Here is a 20,112-nt window from a genome sequence, read left to right as displayed (position 1 = left end):
CGCGTACGTCACCGCGCGGCCCGGCGGCACCTGACCTAGCGTGAAGACGCCCGACAGAACCCACGCACGCCGCACATGCCGCAAAGGGGGCAGACATGCCCTGTACGGTCATGGCCGCCGTCGCCCGCCCGGACCGACCCGAGTTCACGCTCGAGCGGCTGGTACTGGACGATCCCCGGCCCGACGAGGTCCTCGTCCGCTACGAGGCGGCCGGTCTGTGCCACACCGACCTCGAAGCCGCCGTCGGCCATGTGCCCACCCCGCTGCCCGCCGTGCTCGGCCACGAGGGTGCCGGGGTCGTGGAGGCCGTCGGCAGCGCGGTCACCGGGCTGCGGCCCGGGGACCGGGTGCTGGCCGGCCTCGACTCCTGCGGGAGCTGCCCGAACTGCCTCCGCGGTCTGCCCATGTACTGCGAGCACCACATCCCCCTCAACTTCGGCGCGCGGCGCGCCGACGGCAGCACGGGCTTGGCCGACACCGACGGCACACCGGTGGGCGACCACTTCTTCGGCCAGTCCTCCTTCGCCACCCACGGCCTGGCCCATCCCCGCTCCCTGATCCGCGTCGACGACGACATCCGGCCGGAGGTGCTCGCCCCGTTCGGCTGCGGGGTCATCACCGGCGCCGGGGCGGTCCTCAACTCCCTGCGGGTGCGGCCCGGCAGTACGGTCGCGGTGTTCGGCCCCGGTGGGGTCGGATTCAGCGCGCTGATGGCCGCGGTGGTGGCGGGAGCCGCCCGGATCATCGTGGTCGGCCGGGAGGCGGACCGGCTGGCGCTCGCCCGCGAGTTGGGCGCCACGGACACCCTCGACACCGGCGACACCGACCCGGTCGAGGGGGTCCTGGAGCTGACCGGGGGCCGCGGCGTCGACCACAGCGTCGAATGCACCGGCTCGCTGCGGATCATGCGCGCCGCCACCGACGTACTGGCCCCGCTGGGCTCGGCGGCCGTCCTCGGCGTCACCGAGGCGGAGGCCACGTTCGAGGTGAACGCCTGGGAACTGCTCAAGGGCCGCACCGTCACCGGCTCGGTGATGGGCCACCAGGACCCGGCCGTCCTGATCCCCCGTCTGCTCGCCCTCCACCGGGAGGGGTGCTTCCCCGTCGACCGGCTCGTCCGCACCTACCCGCTGGCCGACATCAACACGGCCGTGAAGGACGTGCGGGCAGGGCAGACCGTCAAGGCCGTCCTGACCATGTGAACGGGGTTGTCTCCAACAGGGGGGAGGCCATGCGGGCGGTGTCGTACCGGGCACGGATTGGTTGCGGCCCGGCCTTTTCGGCGCCGTCGCCGTGGCGCTGCGGCAGCATGCGGCGCATGGGCTCGAGGCAGTCGTCCACGAACGGATGCGTCCGGGCGTCGGCCTTCGGCCTGCCTGGGCGCTGTGGCTCGGGTTGGCGGCGAGCGTGGGCGCCCTGGGCCGGTTCGCCGTCCAGGGGTTCGCGGACGAGGGGCGGTTCCCCGTGCTGCCCGCGCTGGGGCTGGCGGCGGGTCTCGCGCTGGTGCCGCTGTCCGGGCGGCGGGCGGGAGTGCGTCCGCCCCGTCGGCCGGAGGGTCCCCAGCACGCTCTGGAGGAGGCCGCCTGACGGCCTCGTCGGCCTGCCCGACCGGCGGGAAAGGGACCGTGTGACAAGATGCTGCGGCCAAGCCCCGCCAGAAAGGGACGATTTCCATGTCCAGGGTCGAGCTGACCACGAACTTCGGCCGCATCGTTCTCGAGCTCAACGACGCCGAGGCCCCCAAGACCGTCGAGAACTTCCTGACGTACGTCCGCAATGGGCACTACGACGGCACGATCTTCCACCGGGTGATCCCGGGCTTCATGGTCCAGGGCGGCGGTTTCACCCCGGACATGGTGCAGAAGCCCACCATGGCGCCGGTGCAGAACGAGGCCGACAACGGCCTGAAGAACAACGCCTACACGGTGGCGATGGCGCGGACCAGCGACCCGCACTCCGCGACCGCGCAGTTCTTCGTCAACGTCTCGGACAACGACTTCCTCAACTTCACGTCCAAGAGCCCCAACGGCTGGGGCTACACCGTCTTCGGCCGGGTTGCCGAGGGGCAGGACGTCGTCGACCAGATCAAGCAGGTGCGGACGGGCACCAGCCGCGGCCACCAGGACGTTCCCACCCAGCCCGTCATCATCGAGGGCGCGAAGGTCCTCGGCTGACGGACCGACAGGGCTGACGGGACCTGCGGCCGCGGAGTCGTCGTTCGCGCGGTGCGCAGGTCACGCGGTCCGTTTGCCGGCGGCCGTCTTCTTCGCCGGTGTCTTCTTCGTCGTTGACTGCTTTGCCGTCGACCGCTTCTCCGTCGACTTCTTCGCCGTCGCGCTCTTGGCGGTGGTCTTCTTCGCCGTGGTCTTTGACGCAGCGGTCTTCGATGAAGCTGTCTTCTTCTCCCCCTGTGCCGACTTCGCCGTCGTCTTCTTCGCGGAGGCCGTCGTCTTCTTGGCGGCCGTCTTCCTCGCCGTCGACTTCTTGCCGCCCGTCTGCTTCGGTGTCGCCCGCGACGACTTGCCTGCCGCAAGGCGTCTGACCTCCGCGGGCTCCTCGGCCGGTTCCTCCCCGCGCGACTCCTTCGCTTCCCGCACGCTCTTCTCCAGCGCGGCCATCAGGTCGAGGACCTTGCCCGCGCGGGCCGGCTCGGGCGCCTCCGGCAGGGCCTGCCCGGCTGCCTTCGCCGCGACGACTTCCTCCACGGCCTCGCGGTACTCGTCGTGCAGTTCGTCGAGGTCGATCTCGCCGAGGGTCTCCATGAGGGTGTCCGCGAGGTCGAGTTCCTTGTCGTTGACCATGACCTTGTCGTCGGGGGCGACGCCCGCGGGGTCACGGACCTCGTCCGGCCAGAGCAGTCCGTGCAGGGCGATGGCGTCGCCCACCACCCGCAGCATGCCCAGGCGCTCCTTGCCCCGGAGCGCGAACTTGGCGATGGCGACCTTCTGGCTGCGCTTGAGCGCCTCGCGCAGGAGTGTGTACGGCTTGGCGGCAGCGGCGCCGCCCGCCTCGAGGTAGTACGCGGCGTCCATCTGGAGCGGGTCGATCCGGTCGGCCGGCACGAAGGCCACGATCTCGATCGTCTTGGCCGTCGGCAGCGGCAGGTGGGCCAGGTCCTCGTCGGTGATCGGGATGATCGTGCCGTCGGCGTCCTCGTACCCCTTGCCGATCTCCGCCTGGGAGACCTCCTGGTCGTCCAGCTCGCAGACCTTGCGGTAGCGGATGCGGCCGCCGTCCTCCGTATGGATCTGGCGGAAGGAGATCGAGTGGCTCTCCGTGGCGTTCACCAGCTTGATCGGGATGCTGACGAGGCCGAAGGAGATGGCGCCGTTCCATATGGATCGCACGTGCAGCACCCTTTCGATCGCTTTGTGATGGATTACGACGAGTTTCGACAGTTTTCGGCCAAATCTCTGGGATTCTCATCGTATGACGCCGATCACAGAGGTGGAGGGGCGAAGGCTCGCGCTCAGCAATCTGGAGAAGGTGCTGTATCCCGCGACCGGGTTCACCAAGGCCGAGGTGCTGCACTACTACGCGACCACCGCCGAGGTCCTGCTGCCCCACCTGCGTGACCGGCCGGTGTCCTTCCTGCGCTACCCCGACGGGCCGGACGGCCAGGTCTTCTTCACCAAGAACGTCCCGCCCGGTACGCCCGACTGGGTCACCACCGCCGAGGTCCCCAGATCGGAGGGACCCGCCCGGATGGTGCTGGTGCAGGACCTGGCCAGCCTGATCTGGGCGGCGAACCTGGTCACCGAGTTCCACACCCACCAGTGGCTGGTCGACGCGCCCGGCGAGGCCGACCGGCTGGTCTTCGACCTCGACCCCGGGCCGCCGGCGACGATCGTCCACTGCTGCGAGGTCGCGCTCTGGCTGCGGGAGCGGCTCGCGGCGGACGGGATCGAGGCCTACCCGAAGACCGCAGGGTCGAAGGGGCTGCATCTGCTGGCAGCCGTACGGGGGGCTTCGTCCGATCAGGTGTCCGAGTACGCGAAGGAACTCGCCGTGGAGGCGGAGAAGGCGATGCCCCGGCTGGTCCTGCACCGGATGACGCGGAGCCTCAGGCCCGGCAAGGTGTTCGTCGACTGGAGCCAGAACGCCGCCCGCAAGACGACGGCCACGCCCTACACGCTGCGGGCCCGGGCGCGGCCGCTGGTGTCCGCGCCGGTGACGTGGGTCGAGGTCGAGGACTGCGGGGCGCCCGCGCAGCTGACGTTCCAGGCACCGGACATCGCACCCCGGCTACAGGACCACGGCGATCTGCTGGCCCCGCTGCTCGACCCGGAACGCGCGGGGCGGCTGCCCTGACCACCCGAGGGAGGGGCCAAGGCAGCTCACCGCTGAAGCAGGTCACACCCGCGCCCACGTCTGCCGGTCCCGCGCCATCGCGTGCAGGGCCTCCACGTCCGCCGGTTTCAGGACGCCGCCCAGCCGGGCCAGGCCCTCGACCTCCGCGTCCGTGATGATCCGGACCTCGCGCGGCGGGGCGGTGAGCGACACGGCACCGGGTCCGACGAGGGCCAGGACCGGGTGGACCTCGGCCGTCAGGGTGTAGGAGGCGCGGTCGGCGTCGGCGCGGAGGCGGCGCAGCAGCGGGCGCGGTTCGCGGCGGCCCGGCGTGACCATGGGGTCGGCGACCGTGACCCGCTGCTTGCGCGCGTACAGGCTGTGGACCGCGAAGAGGCCGCCCGGACCGATCGCCAGATGGTGGATACGGTCGCCGCCGGGGAGCGGGATCGAGTGCAGGGCGTGCCAGCCCGCGCCGTCCAGCCGGTCCAGGGCCTCCCCGACCGCCTGCTCGGCCGCCAGCGCCCGGCGGCGCGGGTCGGGGCGGAGCCGGTGCGTGGGGCCCGGATCACGGTCCAGGGCGATCAGCAGCGCCTCGCCGGGGCGGTTGGGCGCCAGGTCGTCGTCCGGGTGGAGGGAGAGCCGGGCCAGCTCCGCGGGGGTCGGCACCGGGGGCGGCCCGACCGCCACCGGGCCGGTCAGGAAGGGTCCGAGTGCGTGGAGTACGTCGTCCTTGCGGTCCTCGCTCAGCAGGTTGACCCGGGCCGCCTCACGGTCGTACCAGGCGATGTTCCTGCCGTCCGTGAGGCAGACGTACAGCCGTTCCTGACCGTGCCGCCAAGTCGGTACGACGCGCAGTCCGCTCATGCAGCATCACCCCAGACCATGGGAACAGGCCGGGCGCTCCCGGGGCAAGGAGCCGGGTCACCTTTGAGGCCGGCTCCGGCCGGGTAGGCACTTTCGTGAGTTGGCAGGGCCTTGGGGAGGCGCCGTTGCGGACGCGCAGGATGCAAGCCGACGTACCCGCTCCGGACAGCCCGTGGAACGAGATCGTGCCGGGTCTGTGGATGGGCGGGCACGAGTTCAGGGGCCGGACCGGGGCGGTGGAGTTCGCCGTCGTGCGCGACGAGTTCGACGTCGTGCAGACCCTGCTGAGGCTGCCGGGGCACGGGCCGGACACCGACGTGGAACACCATGTGTGGCCGATTCCCGACGGGCCGCTGGACGGTACACAGCTCGCTGGGGTGATCCGGCTCGCGCGGGCCGCGTGCGAGGCGCTGGACGGGGGCCGCAAGGTCCTCGTCCGCTGCTACCACGGCTACAACCGCTCGGGCCTGGTCGTCGCGCACGCCCTGATCCGCCGGGGGAACTCCGCGGACGAGGCGATCCGGCTGATCCGGGACCGGCGCTCGCCGTGGGCCCTGCACAACGAGCTCTTCGTGGAGTACCTGCGGGCCGGATTGCCGACGGCTCGGCTGTTGGAGGAGCTTGCGGAGTGAATCGCTGGAGGGGCTTGCCGAGTAACTGGAGGGGCTTGCCGAGTAAAAGGAATGAGTAAATCGTTTCTGTCCTGCGCCTCCACCGGTACGCAAAAAGGACTTCGTGCGGAATAAGGTGTACGGGCTGCTGATCACCCTGTCCCGAGCCGCTGGAGCACCGTGCCCCCCAGACCCGTCCGCACCGCCGCCGCCATCGCCCTGCTGCTGGCGCCCCTGGCGGCCCTGACGGCCTGCGGTGACGCGGGCGGGCTGCGCGGCGCGGGGCCGACGCCGACCGCGATCAGCCCGGACAAGCTGTGGCCGGGCCTGCCGCCGGTGTCGAGTCCGGCCTTCGAGATCGGCGAGGTGGACACGCAGGTCATCAAGGGGATCGCCGTACCCGGCGACGACATCCGCGAGGTGGACCCGGTCGCGATCGTGCGCAAGGAGGTCGCCGCGAGCCCGGGCGACTACGGCTCCGATTCGCCGTACCACGAGACCGGCGGCCGGATGGCCGAGTGCGGCGAGGGCGCGGGGAAGGGCAGGTGCCCCGTCCTCCGGCCGTACTACCGCGACCTGACCGGCGACGGACGCGACGACCTGACGCTGGGCTTCCGGCAGCTGCCCGGCAAACTGACCGCCGTACGCGTCTACACCGTGGACAAGCACCGGCTCACGCAGGTCATGGCCTGGGAGGACGCCATGAGCGGGGTCGAGCTGGCCGGACGGTCGGTGATCATCCGCTCGCCGTCGGAGGTCGCGGGGTACGAGTACCGGCTCCAGTGGACCTGGGACCGGCAGCAGAAGGCGATGCTCCTCACGCACGACGAGATGCTGCGCACCGGCCCGCGCAAGAAGACACCGTCCCCCACGCCGACCGCCGCCCCGGCCCCCTCGCCGTCCCCCACCGCGAGTGGCCGATGAGGCTCGCACTCCCCCGGTGGTCCGGCACGCTCGCCGTGAAGGCCGCCGTCTTCATCACCGTGATGTGCTGCGCGCTGGCCGCGCTGCTCGGCGTCCTCGTGCACGTCTCGGTGACGAACCAGACGGTCGGCCAGGCCCGCGGCCTCGCCCTGACCAAGCTGACGGAGGCGACGGCGGCCTTCGAGGCCGGGGACACGCTGACGTGGGGAGCCGGCGTCGACCCGCCGGGCCTGCCCGAACCGCTGCGCGAACTAGCGGCGGCCGGGGAACGCGGCACGATGGTCGGCGAGCACCATGGGCGCCCCACGATGTGGGCGGCTGGCCCGGTCGACGGCGGCCGCGCCCTGGCCGTGCAGGTCGACTACTCGCAGGGCGCGCGCACGATCGAAGGGCTGGACCGGGCCATCGTCTGGTCGTCGGCGCTGGCGATCGGGGCGACCCTGATCGTGGGCGCGTTCGCGGTGACCCGGGTGACCCGGCGGCTGCACACGACCGCGCGGGTGGCCCGGCGGATCAGCGCGGGCGACCTGGACGCGCGCGTCGACGACCCCCGCACGAAGGAGCCGGCGCGCCCGCAGGACGAGGTGGCCGCGGTCGCCGCCGCGCTGGACTCGATGGCCGCGTCGTTGCAGGGCAAGCTGCTCGCCGAGCAGCGCTTCACGGCGGACGTGGCGCACGAGCTGCGCACCCCGCTGACCGGTCTGCACGCGGCGGCCGAGCTGCTGCCGGCGAGCCGGCCGACCGAGCTGGTCCGGGACCGGGTGGCGGCGCTGCGCACGCTGACCGAGGACCTGCTGGAGATCTCCCGGCTGGACACCGGGCGGGAGCGGCTGGAGCTGGACACCGAGCATCTGGGCGCGCTGGCCGAGCGGGTGGTGCGGGCGTCGGGGACCGACACCGAGGTGGACGTCGTACGGGGTGTGGCGGTGGAGACGGACCGGCGGCGGCTGGAGCGAGTGCTCGGCAATCTGGTGGCGAACGCGCACCGGCACGGGCGGGCGCCGGTGGTGCTGACGGTGGACGGGCCGGTGGTGACCGTGCGGGACCACGGGGACGGCTATCCGGACTACCTCGTGGTGCACGGGCCGCAGCGGTTCCGCACGGAGGGCGGCGCGAGGGGACACGGGCTCGGGCTGACGATCGCGCTGGGGCAGGCGGAGGTACTGGGCGCGGGGCTGACGTTCCGCAACGCGGCGGACGGCGGAGCCCTGGCCACCCTGACGCTCCCTCAGTCTCCTCCGGCGGGGGGCGAGCTCCCCGATGGCCCAGCGTGACGCGCGACCACCCGAAAATACCCCTAATGTGGCGATTAGTCAGGCTTCGCCTCATTCACGGAGGTACCCCATGCCCCTGCGCTCCCGCCTCGCCATAGCCGTCGCCGCCGGCGCCCTTGCCTTCGCCACCGCAGCCACCCCCGCTGTCGCGAGCGACGAGGGTGCGGACGACCCCGCCCTCAGCAGCCAGGAGGACTTGAGTCAGGGCGGTGGCTTCGACCAGAGCGCCGGCGGTGTCGACACCCAGGGCGACCACCGCAACCAGCGCCTCTACAAGGGCCGCGTCACCGCGAGCACGCTGGCGCTGCGCAGCGCTCCGAACCGCGGCTCCCAGATCATCCGGTTCGCCCAGCGCGGCGACATCGTCACGATCTTCTGCAAGACCAACGGCCAGTCCGTCCAGGGCAACCGCCATTGGTACCTCCTCACGGACGGCACCTGGGCCTGGGGCTCGGCCCGCTACATCGCCAACATCGGCCCCAAGCCTCGCTGGTGCTGAAGACCAAGGCGAAGGCGGAAAATACGCACTAATTGGGTAAGTTCCGGACATGACCAAGGCCGGAATCACCATGGTGCGGGCGGGCACGCCCGCCCCCGTCGCACGCCTCCCACGGCGCCGTGGCATCGAACTGGCCCTCATCGTCGTGGCCGTATTCCTCTCCGTGTACGGCTACTGCGATGTCGGCCTCGCCAAGAACGGCACCGTCCCGCCCGGCGCCGCCGGCTACGGCGCCGGGCTCGGCGTGCTCGCGCTCCTCGCGCATCTGGCGGTGCGTTTACGCGCCCCGTACGCCGACCCGCTCCTGCTCCCCATCGGCGTCCTGCTCAACGGCCTCGGCCTGGTCCTGATCTACCGGCTGGACCTGGAGACGCCCGACGACCGGGCGGCCCCCACCCAACTCGTGTGGTCCACGCTCGGCGTGGCCCTGTTCATCGTGGTGGTGTTCCTGCTGCGCGACCACCGGGTCCTGCAGCGCTACTCCTACGTATGTGTCGCCGCCGCCCTGGTCCTGCTCACCCTGCCGATCTTCTTCCCGGCGGTGAACGGCGCCCGCATCTGGATCCGGATCGCCGGGTTCTCCATCCAGCCGGGTGAGTTCGCGAAGGTGCTGCTGGCGGTGTTCTTCGCCGCGTACCTGGCGGCGAACCGCAACGCGCTGGCGTACACGGGCCGCAGGATCTGGAGGTTCACCAGGATGCAGCTGCCCACCGGCCGCGTCCTCGGCCCGATCGTCGCCGTCTGGCTGGTGAGCGTCGGTGTGCTGGTCCTGGAACGCGACCTCGGCACCTCGCTGCTCTTCTTCGGCCTGTTCGTCGTCCTCCTCTACGTCGCCACCGGCCGCACCGGATGGATCGCCGTCGGCCTGCTGCTGGCCGCGCTGGGCGCGGTCGCCGTGGGCTGGCTGGAGCCGCATGTGCACGGCAGGGTCGAGGACTGGCTGCACCCGATCGCGTCGATCGAGGCGGGCGAGGGGCCGAACCAGCTCGCGCAGTCCCTGTTCGCCTTCGCGGCCGGCGGCATCCTCGGCACCGGTCTCGGCCTCGGCCACTCCGTTCTCATCGGCTTCGCCGCCAAGTCGGACTTCATCCTGGCCACGGCGGGCGAGGAACTGGGCCTGGCGGGCCTGGCCGCGATCTTCATCCTGTACGCCCTTCTGGTCGAGCGCGGCTACCGGGCGGGCCTCGCCGTGCGCGATCCCTTCGGCCGGCTGCTCGCCGTCGGTCTCGCCTCGATCGTGGCGCTCCAGGTGTTCGTGATCGCGGGCGGGGTGACGGGCCTGATCCCGCTGACCGGCATGGCGATGCCGTTCCTGGCGCAGGGCGGCTCGTCGGTCGTCACCAACTGGGCGATCGTGGCGCTGCTGATCCGGGTGAGCGACTCGGCCCGCGGCCAGTACGACGGGCAGGTGGCCCCGTGACCCTCGAGGAGGCGTCTTGACGCGCTACATCCGGCACGCCGCCTGCTTCTGCGCCCTGCTGCTGGTGGCCCTCGTGGTCAACGCCGCCCGCATCCAGGTCTTCCAGGCCCGGTCCTACGACGACAACCCGGCCAACCGCCGCACCAGCATCGCCCGCTACGGCCAACCCCGCGGCGACATCCTGGTCGGCGGCGAGCCGGTCACCGGCTCCCGGGACACCCGCGAGCAGCTCCGCTACGAACGGACGTACGCCGACGGCCCCTTGTACGCGCCCGTCACCGGCTTCGCCTCGCAGGAGTACGGGACGAGCCTGCTGGAGCACGCCGAGGACGACATCCTGTCCGGCACGGACCCGATGCTCTCGCCGCTCCCGCTGTGGAACGACTTCACCCGCTCCCAGAACCCCGGCGGCCACGTCGTGACCACCCTCAACCGGGCCGCGCAGCAGGCGGCGTACGACGGACTGGGCGACCGCAAGGGCGCGGTGGCGGCGATCGAGCCGTCGACCGGGCGGATCCTGGCACTGGTGTCGACCCCGTCGTACGACCCGGGGGCGCTGTCCGGGAACAACGCGGCGGTGGGCCGGTCCTGGGCGCGGCTGAACCGCGACGTGGACAAGCCGATGCTCAACCGGGCGGTGCGGAAGACCTATCCGCCGGGCTCGACCTTCAAGGTGGTCACCGCGGCGGCGGCGCTGGACGCGGGCGTGATCAAGAACCTCGACGCGCCGACCGACTCGCCGGACCCCTACACCCTGCCGGGGACGAGGACGAGGCTGACGAACGAGTCCGACGGCTGCGAGGACCTCTCCCTGCGGGAGGCGTTCAAGTGGTCGTGCAACACGGTGTTCGCGAAGCTGGGGGCGGACGTGGGCGTGGCCGGCATGACGGCCACCGCGCAGGCCTTCGGCTTCAACGACACGTCCCTGCGGATCCCCTTCCCGGTGGCGCGGAGCACCTTCGACACGACCGTGGACAGGGCGCAGCTGGCGCTGTCGTCCATCGGCCAGTACAACACGCGGGCCACCCCGCTCCAGATGGCGATGGTCGCGGCGGCGGTCGCGAACGGCGGGCAGGTGCGGCAGCCGTACCTGGTGGAGCGGAGGACCCGGGCGAGCGGCGTCACGTTGACGACGGCCGGCTCGCGCCCCGTGCGGCAGGCGATGCAGCCGTCGACCGCCGCCCGGATGAGGAAGCTGATGGAGGATGTGGTGAGGAAGGGCACCGGCACCAACGCCGCCATCCCCGGCGCCACCGTCGGCGGCAAGACCGGCACGGCCCAGCACGGCCTCGGCAACTCCGGCACGCCGTACGCCTGGTTCGTCTCCTGGGCGCGGGGCGACCGGGACATGGAGGCCAAGGTCGCGGTCGCCGTGGTGGTGGAGGAGGCGGAGGCGGACCGCGGGGAGATCAGCGGCGGCGGGGACGCGGCGCCGATCGCGCGGGCGGTGATGGAGGCGGTGCTCGGCTCATCGCGCGGCGGCCGCGGTTGACACCTCCTGGACCAGCGAGCTCGGCAGGGCCACGTACGCCGTCACGCCCGAGCCGCCGGTCGGCCGCAGCTCGACGTGCGCGCCGAGACGGGCGGCGAGGGCGCCGACGACGTGGTGACCGAGGAACCGGGTGGGCGCCTTGAGGAAGGAGCCCCGGGCGGACAGCAGGGCGTTGGCCTCCGCCATGCGCTCGGCGGTCATGCCGATGCCCCGGTCGAGGACGGCGAGGCAGTACTCGCCGCCGTCCCGCCAGCCGTAGACCTCGACGGGCTGCTTCGGCGGGCTGAACATCAGCGCGTTCTCCACCAACTCCGCCAGCAGATGGGAGAGTTCGGCGACACAGTGGCCGCGGACGCGGCACGGCTCGACGCCGGCCACGGCGACGCGCCGGTACTGCTCCACCTCGGAGACGGCCGACTGCACGACCTCGTGCACGGCGACCGTGCCCCGCCAGATCCGGGCCGGGGACTCCTCGCCCGCCAGCACGAGCAGGGACTCGGCGTTGCGCCGCATGCGGGTGGCGAGGTGGTCCAGTTCGAAGAGTTCGGAGAGCGCGTCCGGGTCGAGCTCCTGGCTCTCCAGGGTGGTGATCAGTCCGAGCTGGCGGTTGAGGAGTGTCTGGTTGCGGCGGCCCAGGCTGGCCAGGGACTCGGTGCTGTTGCGGCGCAGGACGGCCTGTTCGGCGGCGAGGTCGACGGCGGTGCGTTCGACGTTGCGCAGGGCGGCGGCCAGGCGGCTGATCTCCCGTGCGCTTCCGGGAGGTCGGGGGGTTTGTGGTTCCTCGGGGAGCGGGGTGTCGGGGTCGGCCTGCTGGATGTGCCGGACCACGGCGGGCAGCCGGGCGCCGGCCACCGCGTCCGCCTCGTCGGCGAGGGCGCCCAGCGGGCGGGTGATGGAGCGGGCCGAGAACACGGCGAGCGCGGTGGCCACGGCGAGGATGAGCCCGCCGAGGGCGAGGAAGCCGACGAGCTGACGCGTGGCCGCGCCCCCCGTCTCCTCCGCCCGGACGCCCACGTCGTCGCCGACCTGCTTCTGCACGTCGTGCAGATCGTCGACGAGGGTCGTCATGTCGGCCCACCAGCGGGCGGGGGCGACGGCCAGGGCGGAGCCGTCGGCACCGCGTTCGGCCTGCTGCTCGTAGCCGGTGACGCGGCGGGCGGCGGCGGTCGCGAAGGTGTCGTCGAGGGCGGGCTCCTCGTCGCGGGTGGCCAGTTGGCGGAACTGGTCGAGAGCGGCCACACGGGTGGCACGGATCTCGGTGAAGTCGAGGTACTCGCCGGAGCGGAAGCGCCCGGCGGCGAACACCCCGTTGAGGGAGCCTCGTTCGAGAGCGACGGCCTCCGTGGCGCGGGCCAGCGCCTGGAGCGCCTGCACGCCCTGGGCGATACGGCGGTCGCCGTCGGGCGTGCCGGCGGACTCGGCGTCGATCAGGGCGGTGACGGCCTTGGTATAGGTCGTCAGGGTGGCGGCGCGGCCGGCGGTCCCGGCGTCGACGTCGACCCGGGTCCGCGTGAGCGCGGCGAGTGGCGCCTCGGCGGTGTCGAGGGCGGAGACGGCGGCCCGCGGCAGCTCACCGCTCTCTTCCGAGAGCGCCGCTCTCAGCGCCTCCCGCGCCTCGTCGGTACGGCCCCGCTGGGCGCGCACGTCGTCCCGGTACTCCTCGGCGCCGCCCAACAGCCCGCTGGTCAGCCCGCGTTCGCGCTGCACCTCCCGGACGAGATCCTGCACGCGCAGCAGGACGCCGACGTGCGCCTCGGTCGCGCGAGCGGCGGACCAGTCGGCGGCGCGATCGGCGGCGCCGATCCCGATCAGGGCGAGCAGCAGGCAGGTCGGGACGGCCAGCACGATGGCCATACGGCCGCGGATGGAGCTCCAGCCGGGCAGCGCGGGCGCCCTCAGGGTGGAGCGGAGGATGGTCGGTACGTTCCCCGTCATGCCCGACGAGGCTACGGGCGGGCCGGTCAGAGGACAGTTTCCCGCCCGTAAGGCGGCGGTACACAGGTACTCACGCGCAGGTCGGGACCGCTGTGAAACGTGGACGATTCTCACCGGCCGAGAAGTGATCTGGGCCGGACGCGGCCCGCCGACCTATCGTTCGGCCATGACGACAGCCGCCGCGTTGGAACCCGCCCAGGTCAACATCTCCCGTTCGGCCTTGGACTTACCGTGACCCAGAATCCCCTGTTGTCCCACGTGATTCTCGCTCCGCAGACGCCCACTGCCCACGCGAGGGCATCGACCGTCGCGGCGATGCTCCCCGCCCCGGAACAGGTCGCGCGGGTCCGCGCGTTCTTCGGCGAACGCGGCTTCGAGGTGGACGAGATGCAGGGCCTGAGCCTCACGCTGACCGGTCCTCGGTCCGCCTACGCGGAGACCTTCGGGGAGCCGGCCGTGACGGAGACGGGTGAGCTACCGCTCGGCCGACTCCCGCACGAGATCGCGGAGTGCATCGACGCGGTGGTCTTCCCCGAACCGCCGGACTTCGGACCGACGTCCTACTGAGAGGCCCCGGGGTCGTCCTTGGACCCCCCGGCCTCGATCGCCTCCGCCACTTCCGCGACCCGCTCCCGCTCCTCCGCCGCGAAGCGCTCCGCGTCGAGTTGTTCGGCGATCTCCTCGTCCTGGGACATCAGCAGATCCAGGTTGGAGTCGCCCATCTCGAAGACGCCCATGTCGACGTAGGCCTGCTGGAGCCGCTTGCCCCACAGCCCGATGTCCTTGACGCAGGGGACGATGCGGGAGAAGAGCAACTTCCGGAAGAGGGCGAGGAATTCCGACCGCTCGCTGTACTCCTCCGCCTCCGCCTTCGGGATGCCGAAGTTCTCCAGGACCTCCACGCCGCGCAGCCGGTCGCGCATCAGGTAGCAGCCCTCGATGACGAACTCCTCGCGTTCGCGCAGTTCGGCGTCGGTGAGCTGCTTGTAGTAGTCACGCAGGGCCATCCGGCCGAAGGCCACGTGACGGGCCTCGTCCTGCATGACGTAGGCGAGGATCTGCTTCGGCAGGGGCTTGTCCGTCGTGTCACGGATCATGCCGAAGGCGGCCAGTGCCAGGCCTTCGATGAGCACCTGCATGCCCAGGTACGGCATGTCCCAGCGGCTGTCTCGCAGGGTGTCGCCGAGCAGGGACTGGAGGTTGTCGTTGATCGGGTAGAGCAGCCCGATCTTCTCGTGCAGGAAACGGCCGTAGATCTCGGCGTGCCGGGCCTCGTCCATGGTCTGGGTCGCCGAGTAGAACTTGGCGTCGAGGTCGGGGACGGACTCCACGATCCGCGCCGCGCAGATCATCGCGCCCTGCTCGCCGTGCAGGAACTGGCTGAACTGCCAGGAGGCGTAGTGCTGCCGCAGCTCGCCCTTGTCCCGGTCGGTGAGCTTGGCCCAGTGCGGGGTGCCGTAGAGGGACATCGCCTCGTCGGGCGTGCCGAGGGCGTCGTAGGGATCGACCTCCAGATCCCAGTCGATGCGCCGCTGTCCGTCCCACTGTTTGTCCTTGCCCTTCTGGTAGAGGGCGAGGAGGCGGTCGCGGCCGTCGTCGTACTCCCAGCTGAAGCGTGCCGCGCCGGTCGCGGGCACCTGCCAGAGCTGGTTTCCGGGGTTGTTGGCGTACAGCTCGTCTGTCGGCATGCCCCGCAGGCTCACACGTAGACGCCGAGTCAACAAGTCGCGCGGAAGGGATTGACGGCCTTGCTGACAAGCAGTCTCATAAGTCTCGGACGATGTGACCCCGGGTAACGAGGTGAATCAGCCATGACGACCCTGACGGAAGCCGACGCGCTCGACGGGCTGCGCGACGCGCTCGGTCTGCTCAAGGACCGGGAGCAGGTGGCCGAGCGGCTGCTCGCCTCTTCCGCCAAGCACTCCTTCGACCCGGACAAGGAGCTGGACTGGGACGCTCCCGTCGAGGAGGGCAAGTGGTTCTGGCCGCCGGAGCTGGTGTCGCTGTACGACACCCCGATGTGGAAGCGGATGAGCGAGGAGCAGCGGATCCTGCTGTCACGGCACGAGGCCGCCGCGCTCGCCTCGCTGGGGATCTGGTTCGAGATCATCCTGATGCAGCTGCTCGTGCGGCACATCTACGACAAGGCGGCGACGAGCGCGCACGTGCGGTACGCGCTCACCGAGATCGAGGACGAGTGCCGGCACTCGAAGATGTTCGCCCGGCTGATCGCGCACGGCGGGACGCCCTGGTACCCGGTGAGCCGGCCGCACCAGGCGCTGGGCCGGCTGTTCAAGACGATCTCCACCACGCCCGGTTCCTTCACGGCCACGCTGCTCGGGGAAGAAGTCCTGGACTGGATGCAGCGGCTGACCTTCCCGGACGAGCGGGTGCAGACGCTGATCCGGGGCGTGACCCGGATCCACGTGGTGGAGGAGGCACGGCATGTGCGGTACGCCCGGGAGGAGCTGCGGCGGCAGATGGTGACGGCGCCGAAGTGGTCGCAGGAGTTCACCCGGGTCACCTCCGGTGAGTTCGCGCGGGTGTTCTCGGTGGCGTTCGTGAATCCCGAGGTCTACACGAACGTGGGACTGGACAAGCGGGAGGCCATGGCGCAGGTGAAGGCGAGCGGGCACCGCCAGGAGGTCATGCGGACGGGCGCGAAGCGGCTCACGGACTTCCTCGACGACATCGGGGTGTTGCGGGGGGTCGGGCGGCGGCTGTGGAGGTCGTCCGGCCTGTTGGCCTAGGGCCCTTCTGGATCAGGCCGCAGACGCGGGGGCTGGCACGCATCGCCCCCGCTCACCTGCGTTGTGTGGGCCGGGGCCGATACGCTGCTGGTCATGACCCCCCAGGCCCCCGCGTACCGCCGCCTGAGCGTCGAGGAACGCCGCAGCCAACTCCTCGACGCCGCGCTCACCCTCTTCGCGCACCGCGTGCCCGAGGACGTGTCGCTCGACGACGTGGCGGAGGCGGCCGGGGTGTCGCGGCCCCTGGTGTACCGCTACTTCCCGGGCGGCAAGCAGCAGCTGTACGAGGCGGCCCTGCGCTCCGCCGCCGAGGAGCTCCAGCAGTGCTTCGACGAGCCCCGCGAGGGCCCGCTCCTCCCCCGCCTCGCCCGCGCCCTGGACCGCTACCTCACCTTCGTCGACCAGCACGACGCCGGCTTCAGCGCGCTGCTCCAAGGGGGCAGCGTCGTGGAGACCTCCCGTACGACGGCCATCGTGGACGGCGTACGGCGGGCAGCGGCCGAGCACATCCTGCGGCACCTGGAGGTCACGGAGCCCGGCTCCCGGCTGCGGATGACCGTCCGCATGTGGATCACGGCGGTCGAGGCGGCCTCCCTCATCTGGCTGGACGAGGACAAGCAGCCGCCCGCCGACGAGCTGCGGGACTGGCTCGTCGAGCAGTTCGTGGCGGTCCTGTCGGTGACCGCGCGCCGCGACCCGCAGACCTCGGCTCTGGTCGGGGTGCTCGCGGAGGACGTCTGAGACGACCGGCGGCCGATATCCGATCGCCGATGGCCGATGGCCGACACTGGTGCCGTGAAGAGCGAAGACACCCCGTTCGAGGGCGGCCCCATGGACGGCCGCGTGCTGCCCGTGCTGCTGGGCCCCACCGGACACCCGCCCAAGACGTACCGCATCCCCGTCCCGGACGCCGCCGGCGGCCCGCCCACCGTGCTCGTCTACCGCCGCGTGCCGCGCGGGCACAGCAGGCTGGGGTTCCAGCAGGGGTGGAGGTACGAGTACGACCCCGAGGGCGAACGCGGGAGCAGGCTCAAGTGGCCCTGGTCCAAGCCGGGCGCCGGGCAGAGCGGCAAGCCGGACGACACCGACGGGTGACCTCGTTGCGCCGAACCGCGCACACGCGGGGCGCGGACCTCGCATACACGTCTAATCCTCCTATACGTCTAATCCTCACGGTGCGGAACGGCGCGGAGGGTCCGCCTGCCGCGCAACCGGAGGTGATGACGTGTCAGGAAGGCTTCTGCGTCTGGTCTGTACGGCGGCGATGGCGGCCGGCACCGCCCTCGCACCCCTGCCCGCGGCGGCCGCCCCCGAGCCCCGCGCACCGGGTCAGCGCCCGGTCGCCGAACTGCTGACGGACCTTCAGCGCCGGTACCGGGAGGCCGAGCGGGCCACCGAGACCTACAACGCCACCGAGGAGCGGCTGAAGAAGCAGCGCGCCGAGGTGGCCCGGCTGGACGCCGAGCTGGCCCGCACACGGCTCTCCCTGCACGACAGCCGAGGGGCGGCAGGGCGTCTGGCCCGGCAGCAGTACCAGAACAGCACCGACATCTCCCCGTACGTACGGCTGCTGCTCGCGCGCGACCCGCAGCACGCCCTCGACCAGGGCCATGTGATCGGCCAGTTGGCGCGGGAGCGAGCCGAGACGGTGGGCAAGCTGACGGCCGGTGAAAAGAGGGCCGGTGAGCTGACGCGCGAGGCCCGCAAGGCCTTGGACAAGCAACTCGCCCTCGCCGAACGGCAGAAGAAGGACCGGGACGCCGTACACAAGCGCCTCAAGGACGTCGAGGAACTCCTCGCCTCCCTCACCGCCGAACAGCTCACCGCACTGGCCGAGTTCGAGAAGAACGGTATCGCGAAGGCCCAGAAGGAGTTCATGGCGTCCGGCGCGCTCAGCGACGACCCGAAACCGTCCACGGAGGGCGACCGTGCGTTGCGGTACGCCGTACAGCAATTCGGGAAGCCGTACGAATGGGGTGCGGAGGGCCCGAAGTCGTACGACTGCTCGGGCCTGACGTCCGAGGCGTGGGCGAGCGCCGGAACGCCCATTCCCCGCACCAGCCAGGAGCAGTGGGCACGGCTGCCGAGGATCCCGCTGAACGAGCTGAGACCCGGGGACCTGGTGATCTACTTCCCCGAGGCGACGCACGTGGCGATGTATCTCGGCGGCGGGGTGGTGGTGCACGCACCGAGACCCGGCGAGAAGATCAAGGTCTCACCGATCGCGGCCAACCCGGTCCTGGGGGCCGTACGCCCGGACGGACCACCCGCGCCCCCGACAGCGCTCAAGCCCTCGCCGCCGAAACCCCGAATGGGTCACTCAGGGTGAGCTGTCGGCTGTTTCGTGGCAAGCATGGAGGCGTTGACCGACCAGCGGTGAACCGGCAAAGAAGATGAGGTGTGGGCTATGACCAGCCTTTCGAACCCCGTTCTGGAAGCGTTTCTCTCGGTCCTCGACGAGGGCGAGCGGCAGATCCTGCGGCGGAAGCCCCGGGAGACCCAGGAGGCCCTCGCGGAGCAGTGGCAGGACGTGGTCAAGATCGAACTGGGCGACAACGCCAGTGTGTTGGACCCGGCGATGATGACCATGGAGCGCGACAAGGTTCAGGAACTGGCGAGGCGCATGGTCCTCGACAGTGAGTGAGTGAAACGGCCGGACGCGCTCGCCTACGGCTGCCGTCTGCCCCCCTTGGAAGGCCCGCAGGACGGCCTTCCAAGGGGCGTTCGAGGAGCGCCCAACGCGACCGGAACCGGTCAGGCTCCGGCGACCGAGGCCAGATAGGCCTCCGTCTTCTCCGGCTCGTAGAAGAAGTTCTCGAAGTCGGCCGGATCATTGAACCCGTTGGCGAACCGATCGGCGACCGGCGGAAGCTGCCCCGCCGCACCGATCAGGTTGAGCACATGCTCCGGCGGCGGAGCCAGCATCGCGTTGGTCCACTTGGTGACGTACTGGGCGGTGTTCCAGTAGCGCTCGAAGGTCGCCGTCATCCACGCCTGGTCGAACTCCTTGTCCCCGTGCTCGAGGATCGACGCGAGATACGAAGCCGCGCACTTGGACGCCGAGTTGGAGCCCTGCCCGGTGATCGGGTCGTTGGCGACGACCACGTCGGCGACGCCGAGGACCAGGCCGCCGCCGGGCAGCCGGCCGATGGGGTTGCGGACGGTGGAAGCGTAACGGCCGCTCAACACCCCGCCCGCGTCGGTCAGTTCGACCTTTCCGGCCCGCGCGTGTTCCCAGGGAACGAACTTCTCCATGAGTTCCAGGGTCAGGGAGAGGTGCTCCGCCGGGTCCTTGACGCCGTTGAAGACGTCGAGCGGGCCGCCCGGTATGCCCTCCCAGAAGAGGATGTCCGCGCGGCCGGAGGTGGTCAGGCACGGCATGACGAACAGCTCGCCGACGCCGGGGACCAGGTTGCAGCGGACCGCCTCCGTGTCCGGGTGCTCCGGGCGGGGGCCCAGGCCGTGGACGTAGGAGACCGCCAGGGCCCGCTGCGGTTCGCTGTAGGGGGACCTTTCGGGATCCCGGCCGAACATCTGCACCAGCTCGCCCTTGCCCGCCGACACCAGCACCAGGTCGTACGTCCGGGAGAAGTAGTCGAGGTCGCCGACCGCCGCGCCGTGGATGACCAGCTGGCCGCCGCGCTGCGCGAACGTCTCCATCCAGCCGGCCATCTTCACCCGCTGGTCGACGGACTGCGCGTACCCGTCGAGCTTGCCCACCCAGTCGATCGCCCGCTGCGTCGGGCCTGGGTCGTGCGAACCGGGGGCCGCGACCGAGACGCCGAGTCCTTCGATCTTCGGGGCCTGGGACTCCCAGAAGTTCAGTTGGAGGTCGCGCTCGTGCTGGAGTGCCGTGTGGAACATGCACTGCGTCGACATCACCCGGCCGGAGCGGATCTCGTCCGCGGTCCGGTTGGACATCAGGGTGACCTCGTACCCGTGCGACTGGAGTCCGAGGGCGAGCTGGAGCCCGGACTGGCCGGCTCCGACGACGAGTATCTTCCGCATGCGGGTGCGGGCTCCTAACGACGACGACTGGACAATGACTGA

The 20,112-nt window shown here is 71.2% G+C and carries 21 protein-coding genes; 16 read left to right on the top strand and 5 right to left on the bottom strand.

What is annotated here, in order from left to right; all coding sequences use genetic code 11:
• The first annotated feature begins 95 nt into the window (after window positions 1-95).
• From ABT063_RS35340 to ABT063_RS35330, 3 genes are all read left to right on the top strand, one after another.
• The gene (locus ABT063_RS35340) at window positions 96-1,202 is read left to right on the top strand and encodes an NAD(P)-dependent alcohol dehydrogenase (protein WP_351064190.1); all 1,107 of its coding nucleotides are present in this window, start codon (window positions 96-98) and stop codon (window positions 1,200-1,202) included.
• 61 nt (window positions 1,203-1,263) lie between these two features.
• Entirely contained in the window at window positions 1,264-1,587 is a 324-nt protein-coding gene (locus tag ABT063_RS35335) for a hypothetical protein (RefSeq protein WP_351064188.1), read from the top strand.
• An 86-nt stretch (window positions 1,588-1,673) separates the two neighbouring features.
• Window positions 1,674-2,174, top strand: coding sequence for a peptidylprolyl isomerase (locus ABT063_RS35330; protein ID WP_502990944.1), 501 nt, complete (start codon window positions 1,674-1,676; stop codon window positions 2,172-2,174).
• A gap of 60 nt (window positions 2,175-2,234) precedes the next feature.
• On the opposite strand, the gene ku is transcribed toward ABT063_RS35330, so the two are convergent.
• Entirely contained in the window at window positions 2,235-3,347 is a 1,113-nt protein-coding gene (gene ku, locus ABT063_RS35325) for a non-homologous end joining protein Ku (protein ID WP_502990943.1), read from the bottom strand.
• An 82-nt stretch (window positions 3,348-3,429) separates the two neighbouring features.
• Between ku and ligD the strand changes: the two genes are divergently transcribed.
• Complete coding sequence (gene ligD / locus ABT063_RS35320; RefSeq protein ID WP_351064184.1) at window positions 3,430-4,311, top strand: non-homologous end-joining DNA ligase; 882 nt, start codon at window positions 3,430-3,432, stop codon at window positions 4,309-4,311.
• A 42-nt stretch (window positions 4,312-4,353) separates the two neighbouring features.
• Here the strand turns inward: ligD and ABT063_RS35315 are convergent, their stop codons facing one another.
• Window positions 4,354-5,157, bottom strand: coding sequence for a nuclease-related domain-containing protein (locus ABT063_RS35315; RefSeq protein WP_351064183.1), 804 nt, complete (start codon window positions 5,155-5,157; stop codon window positions 4,354-4,356).
• A gap of 140 nt (window positions 5,158-5,297) precedes the next feature.
• On the opposite strand from ABT063_RS35315, the gene ABT063_RS35310 reads away from it, so the two are divergent.
• From ABT063_RS35310 to ABT063_RS35285, 6 genes are all read left to right on the top strand, one after another.
• A complete protein-coding gene (locus ABT063_RS35310; RefSeq protein ID WP_351064181.1) occupies window positions 5,298-5,789 on the top strand; it encodes a protein-tyrosine phosphatase family protein in 492 nt (163 codons plus the stop codon).
• A 159-nt stretch (window positions 5,790-5,948) separates the two neighbouring features.
• Window positions 5,949-6,692: a hypothetical protein gene (locus ABT063_RS35305; RefSeq protein ID WP_351064179.1), complete on the top strand. Its 744-nt coding sequence runs from the start codon at window positions 5,949-5,951 to the stop codon at window positions 6,690-6,692.
• Window positions 6,689-7,966, top strand: coding sequence for an ATP-binding protein (locus ABT063_RS35300; RefSeq protein ID WP_351064178.1), 1,278 nt, complete (start codon window positions 6,689-6,691; stop codon window positions 7,964-7,966). The genes ABT063_RS35305 and ABT063_RS35300 overlap by 4 nt, the downstream gene beginning before the upstream one ends.
• Before the next feature lie 70 nt (window positions 7,967-8,036).
• Window positions 8,037-8,465: an SH3 domain-containing protein gene (locus tag ABT063_RS35295; RefSeq protein WP_351064177.1), complete on the top strand. Its 429-nt coding sequence runs from the start codon at window positions 8,037-8,039 to the stop codon at window positions 8,463-8,465.
• 49 nt (window positions 8,466-8,514) lie between these two features.
• The gene (locus tag ABT063_RS35290; protein WP_351064176.1) at window positions 8,515-9,885 is read left to right on the top strand and encodes an FtsW/RodA/SpoVE family cell cycle protein; all 1,371 of its coding nucleotides are present in this window, start codon (window positions 8,515-8,517) and stop codon (window positions 9,883-9,885) included.
• A gap of 16 nt (window positions 9,886-9,901) precedes the next feature.
• Window positions 9,902-11,377: a penicillin-binding transpeptidase domain-containing protein gene (locus ABT063_RS35285; protein ID WP_351064174.1), complete on the top strand. Its 1,476-nt coding sequence runs from the start codon at window positions 9,902-9,904 to the stop codon at window positions 11,375-11,377.
• Here ABT063_RS35285 and ABT063_RS35280 read toward each other — a convergent pair.
• A complete protein-coding gene (locus ABT063_RS35280) occupies window positions 11,354-13,312 on the bottom strand; it encodes a sensor histidine kinase (protein ID WP_351064172.1) in 1,959 nt (652 codons plus the stop codon). The genes ABT063_RS35285 and ABT063_RS35280 overlap by 24 nt on opposite strands.
• Window positions 13,313-13,561: 249 nt before the next feature.
• Here ABT063_RS35280 and ABT063_RS35275 point away from each other — a divergent pair, with 249 nt between their 5' ends.
• On the top strand, window positions 13,562-13,879 hold the full coding sequence (locus ABT063_RS35275; RefSeq protein ID WP_351064170.1) for a hypothetical protein: 318 nt from the start codon (window positions 13,562-13,564) through the stop codon (window positions 13,877-13,879).
• On the opposite strand, the gene ABT063_RS35270 is transcribed toward ABT063_RS35275, so the two are convergent.
• Window positions 13,873-15,000, bottom strand: a complete 1,128-nt coding sequence (locus ABT063_RS35270; protein ID WP_351064168.1) for a ferritin-like domain-containing protein — start codon at window positions 14,998-15,000, stop codon at window positions 13,873-13,875. The two genes, ABT063_RS35275 and ABT063_RS35270, sit on opposite strands and share 7 nt — an antisense overlap.
• Before the next feature lie 123 nt (window positions 15,001-15,123).
• Between ABT063_RS35270 and ABT063_RS35265 the strand changes: the two genes are divergently transcribed.
• The 5 genes from ABT063_RS35265 (at window position 15,124) to ABT063_RS35245 (ending at window position 18,706) form a co-directional block, all read left to right on the top strand.
• Window positions 15,124-16,062 carry an AurF N-oxygenase family protein gene (locus tag ABT063_RS35265; protein ID WP_351064167.1) on the top strand — a complete coding sequence of 313 codons (939 nt, stop codon included), beginning with the start codon at window positions 15,124-15,126 and terminating at the stop codon, window positions 16,060-16,062.
• A gap of 93 nt (window positions 16,063-16,155) precedes the next feature.
• Window positions 16,156-16,803 (top strand): TetR/AcrR family transcriptional regulator, encoded by a 648-nt coding sequence (locus tag ABT063_RS35260; protein WP_351064166.1) that lies wholly within the window; start codon window positions 16,156-16,158, stop codon window positions 16,801-16,803.
• Window positions 16,804-16,857: 54 nt separating this feature from the next.
• A complete protein-coding gene (locus ABT063_RS35255; RefSeq protein WP_351064165.1) occupies window positions 16,858-17,157 on the top strand; it encodes a DUF8847 domain-containing protein in 300 nt (99 codons plus the stop codon).
• Window positions 17,158-17,287: 130 nt separating this feature from the next.
• A complete protein-coding gene (locus ABT063_RS35250; protein ID WP_351064163.1) occupies window positions 17,288-18,391 on the top strand; it encodes a C40 family peptidase in 1,104 nt (367 codons plus the stop codon).
• Between the two features lie 78 nt (window positions 18,392-18,469).
• Window positions 18,470-18,706, top strand: a complete 237-nt coding sequence (locus ABT063_RS35245) for a hypothetical protein (RefSeq protein ID WP_351064162.1) — start codon at window positions 18,470-18,472, stop codon at window positions 18,704-18,706.
• A 110-nt stretch (window positions 18,707-18,816) separates the two neighbouring features.
• Here the strand turns inward: ABT063_RS35245 and ABT063_RS35240 are convergent, their stop codons facing one another.
• On the bottom strand, window positions 18,817-20,070 hold the full coding sequence (locus tag ABT063_RS35240; RefSeq protein ID WP_351064160.1) for a styrene monooxygenase/indole monooxygenase family protein: 1,254 nt from the start codon (window positions 20,068-20,070) through the stop codon (window positions 18,817-18,819).
• Window positions 20,071-20,112 lie beyond the last annotated feature (42 nt).

Origin of the sequence: Streptomyces sp. NPDC002838, from assembly GCF_040295365.1 — a bacterium.
GTDB lineage: Bacteria > Actinomycetota > Actinomycetes > Streptomycetales > Streptomycetaceae > Streptomyces.
Note: the sequence above shows the minus strand (reverse complement) of the source record. Positions and strands in the feature narration are given on the sequence as shown.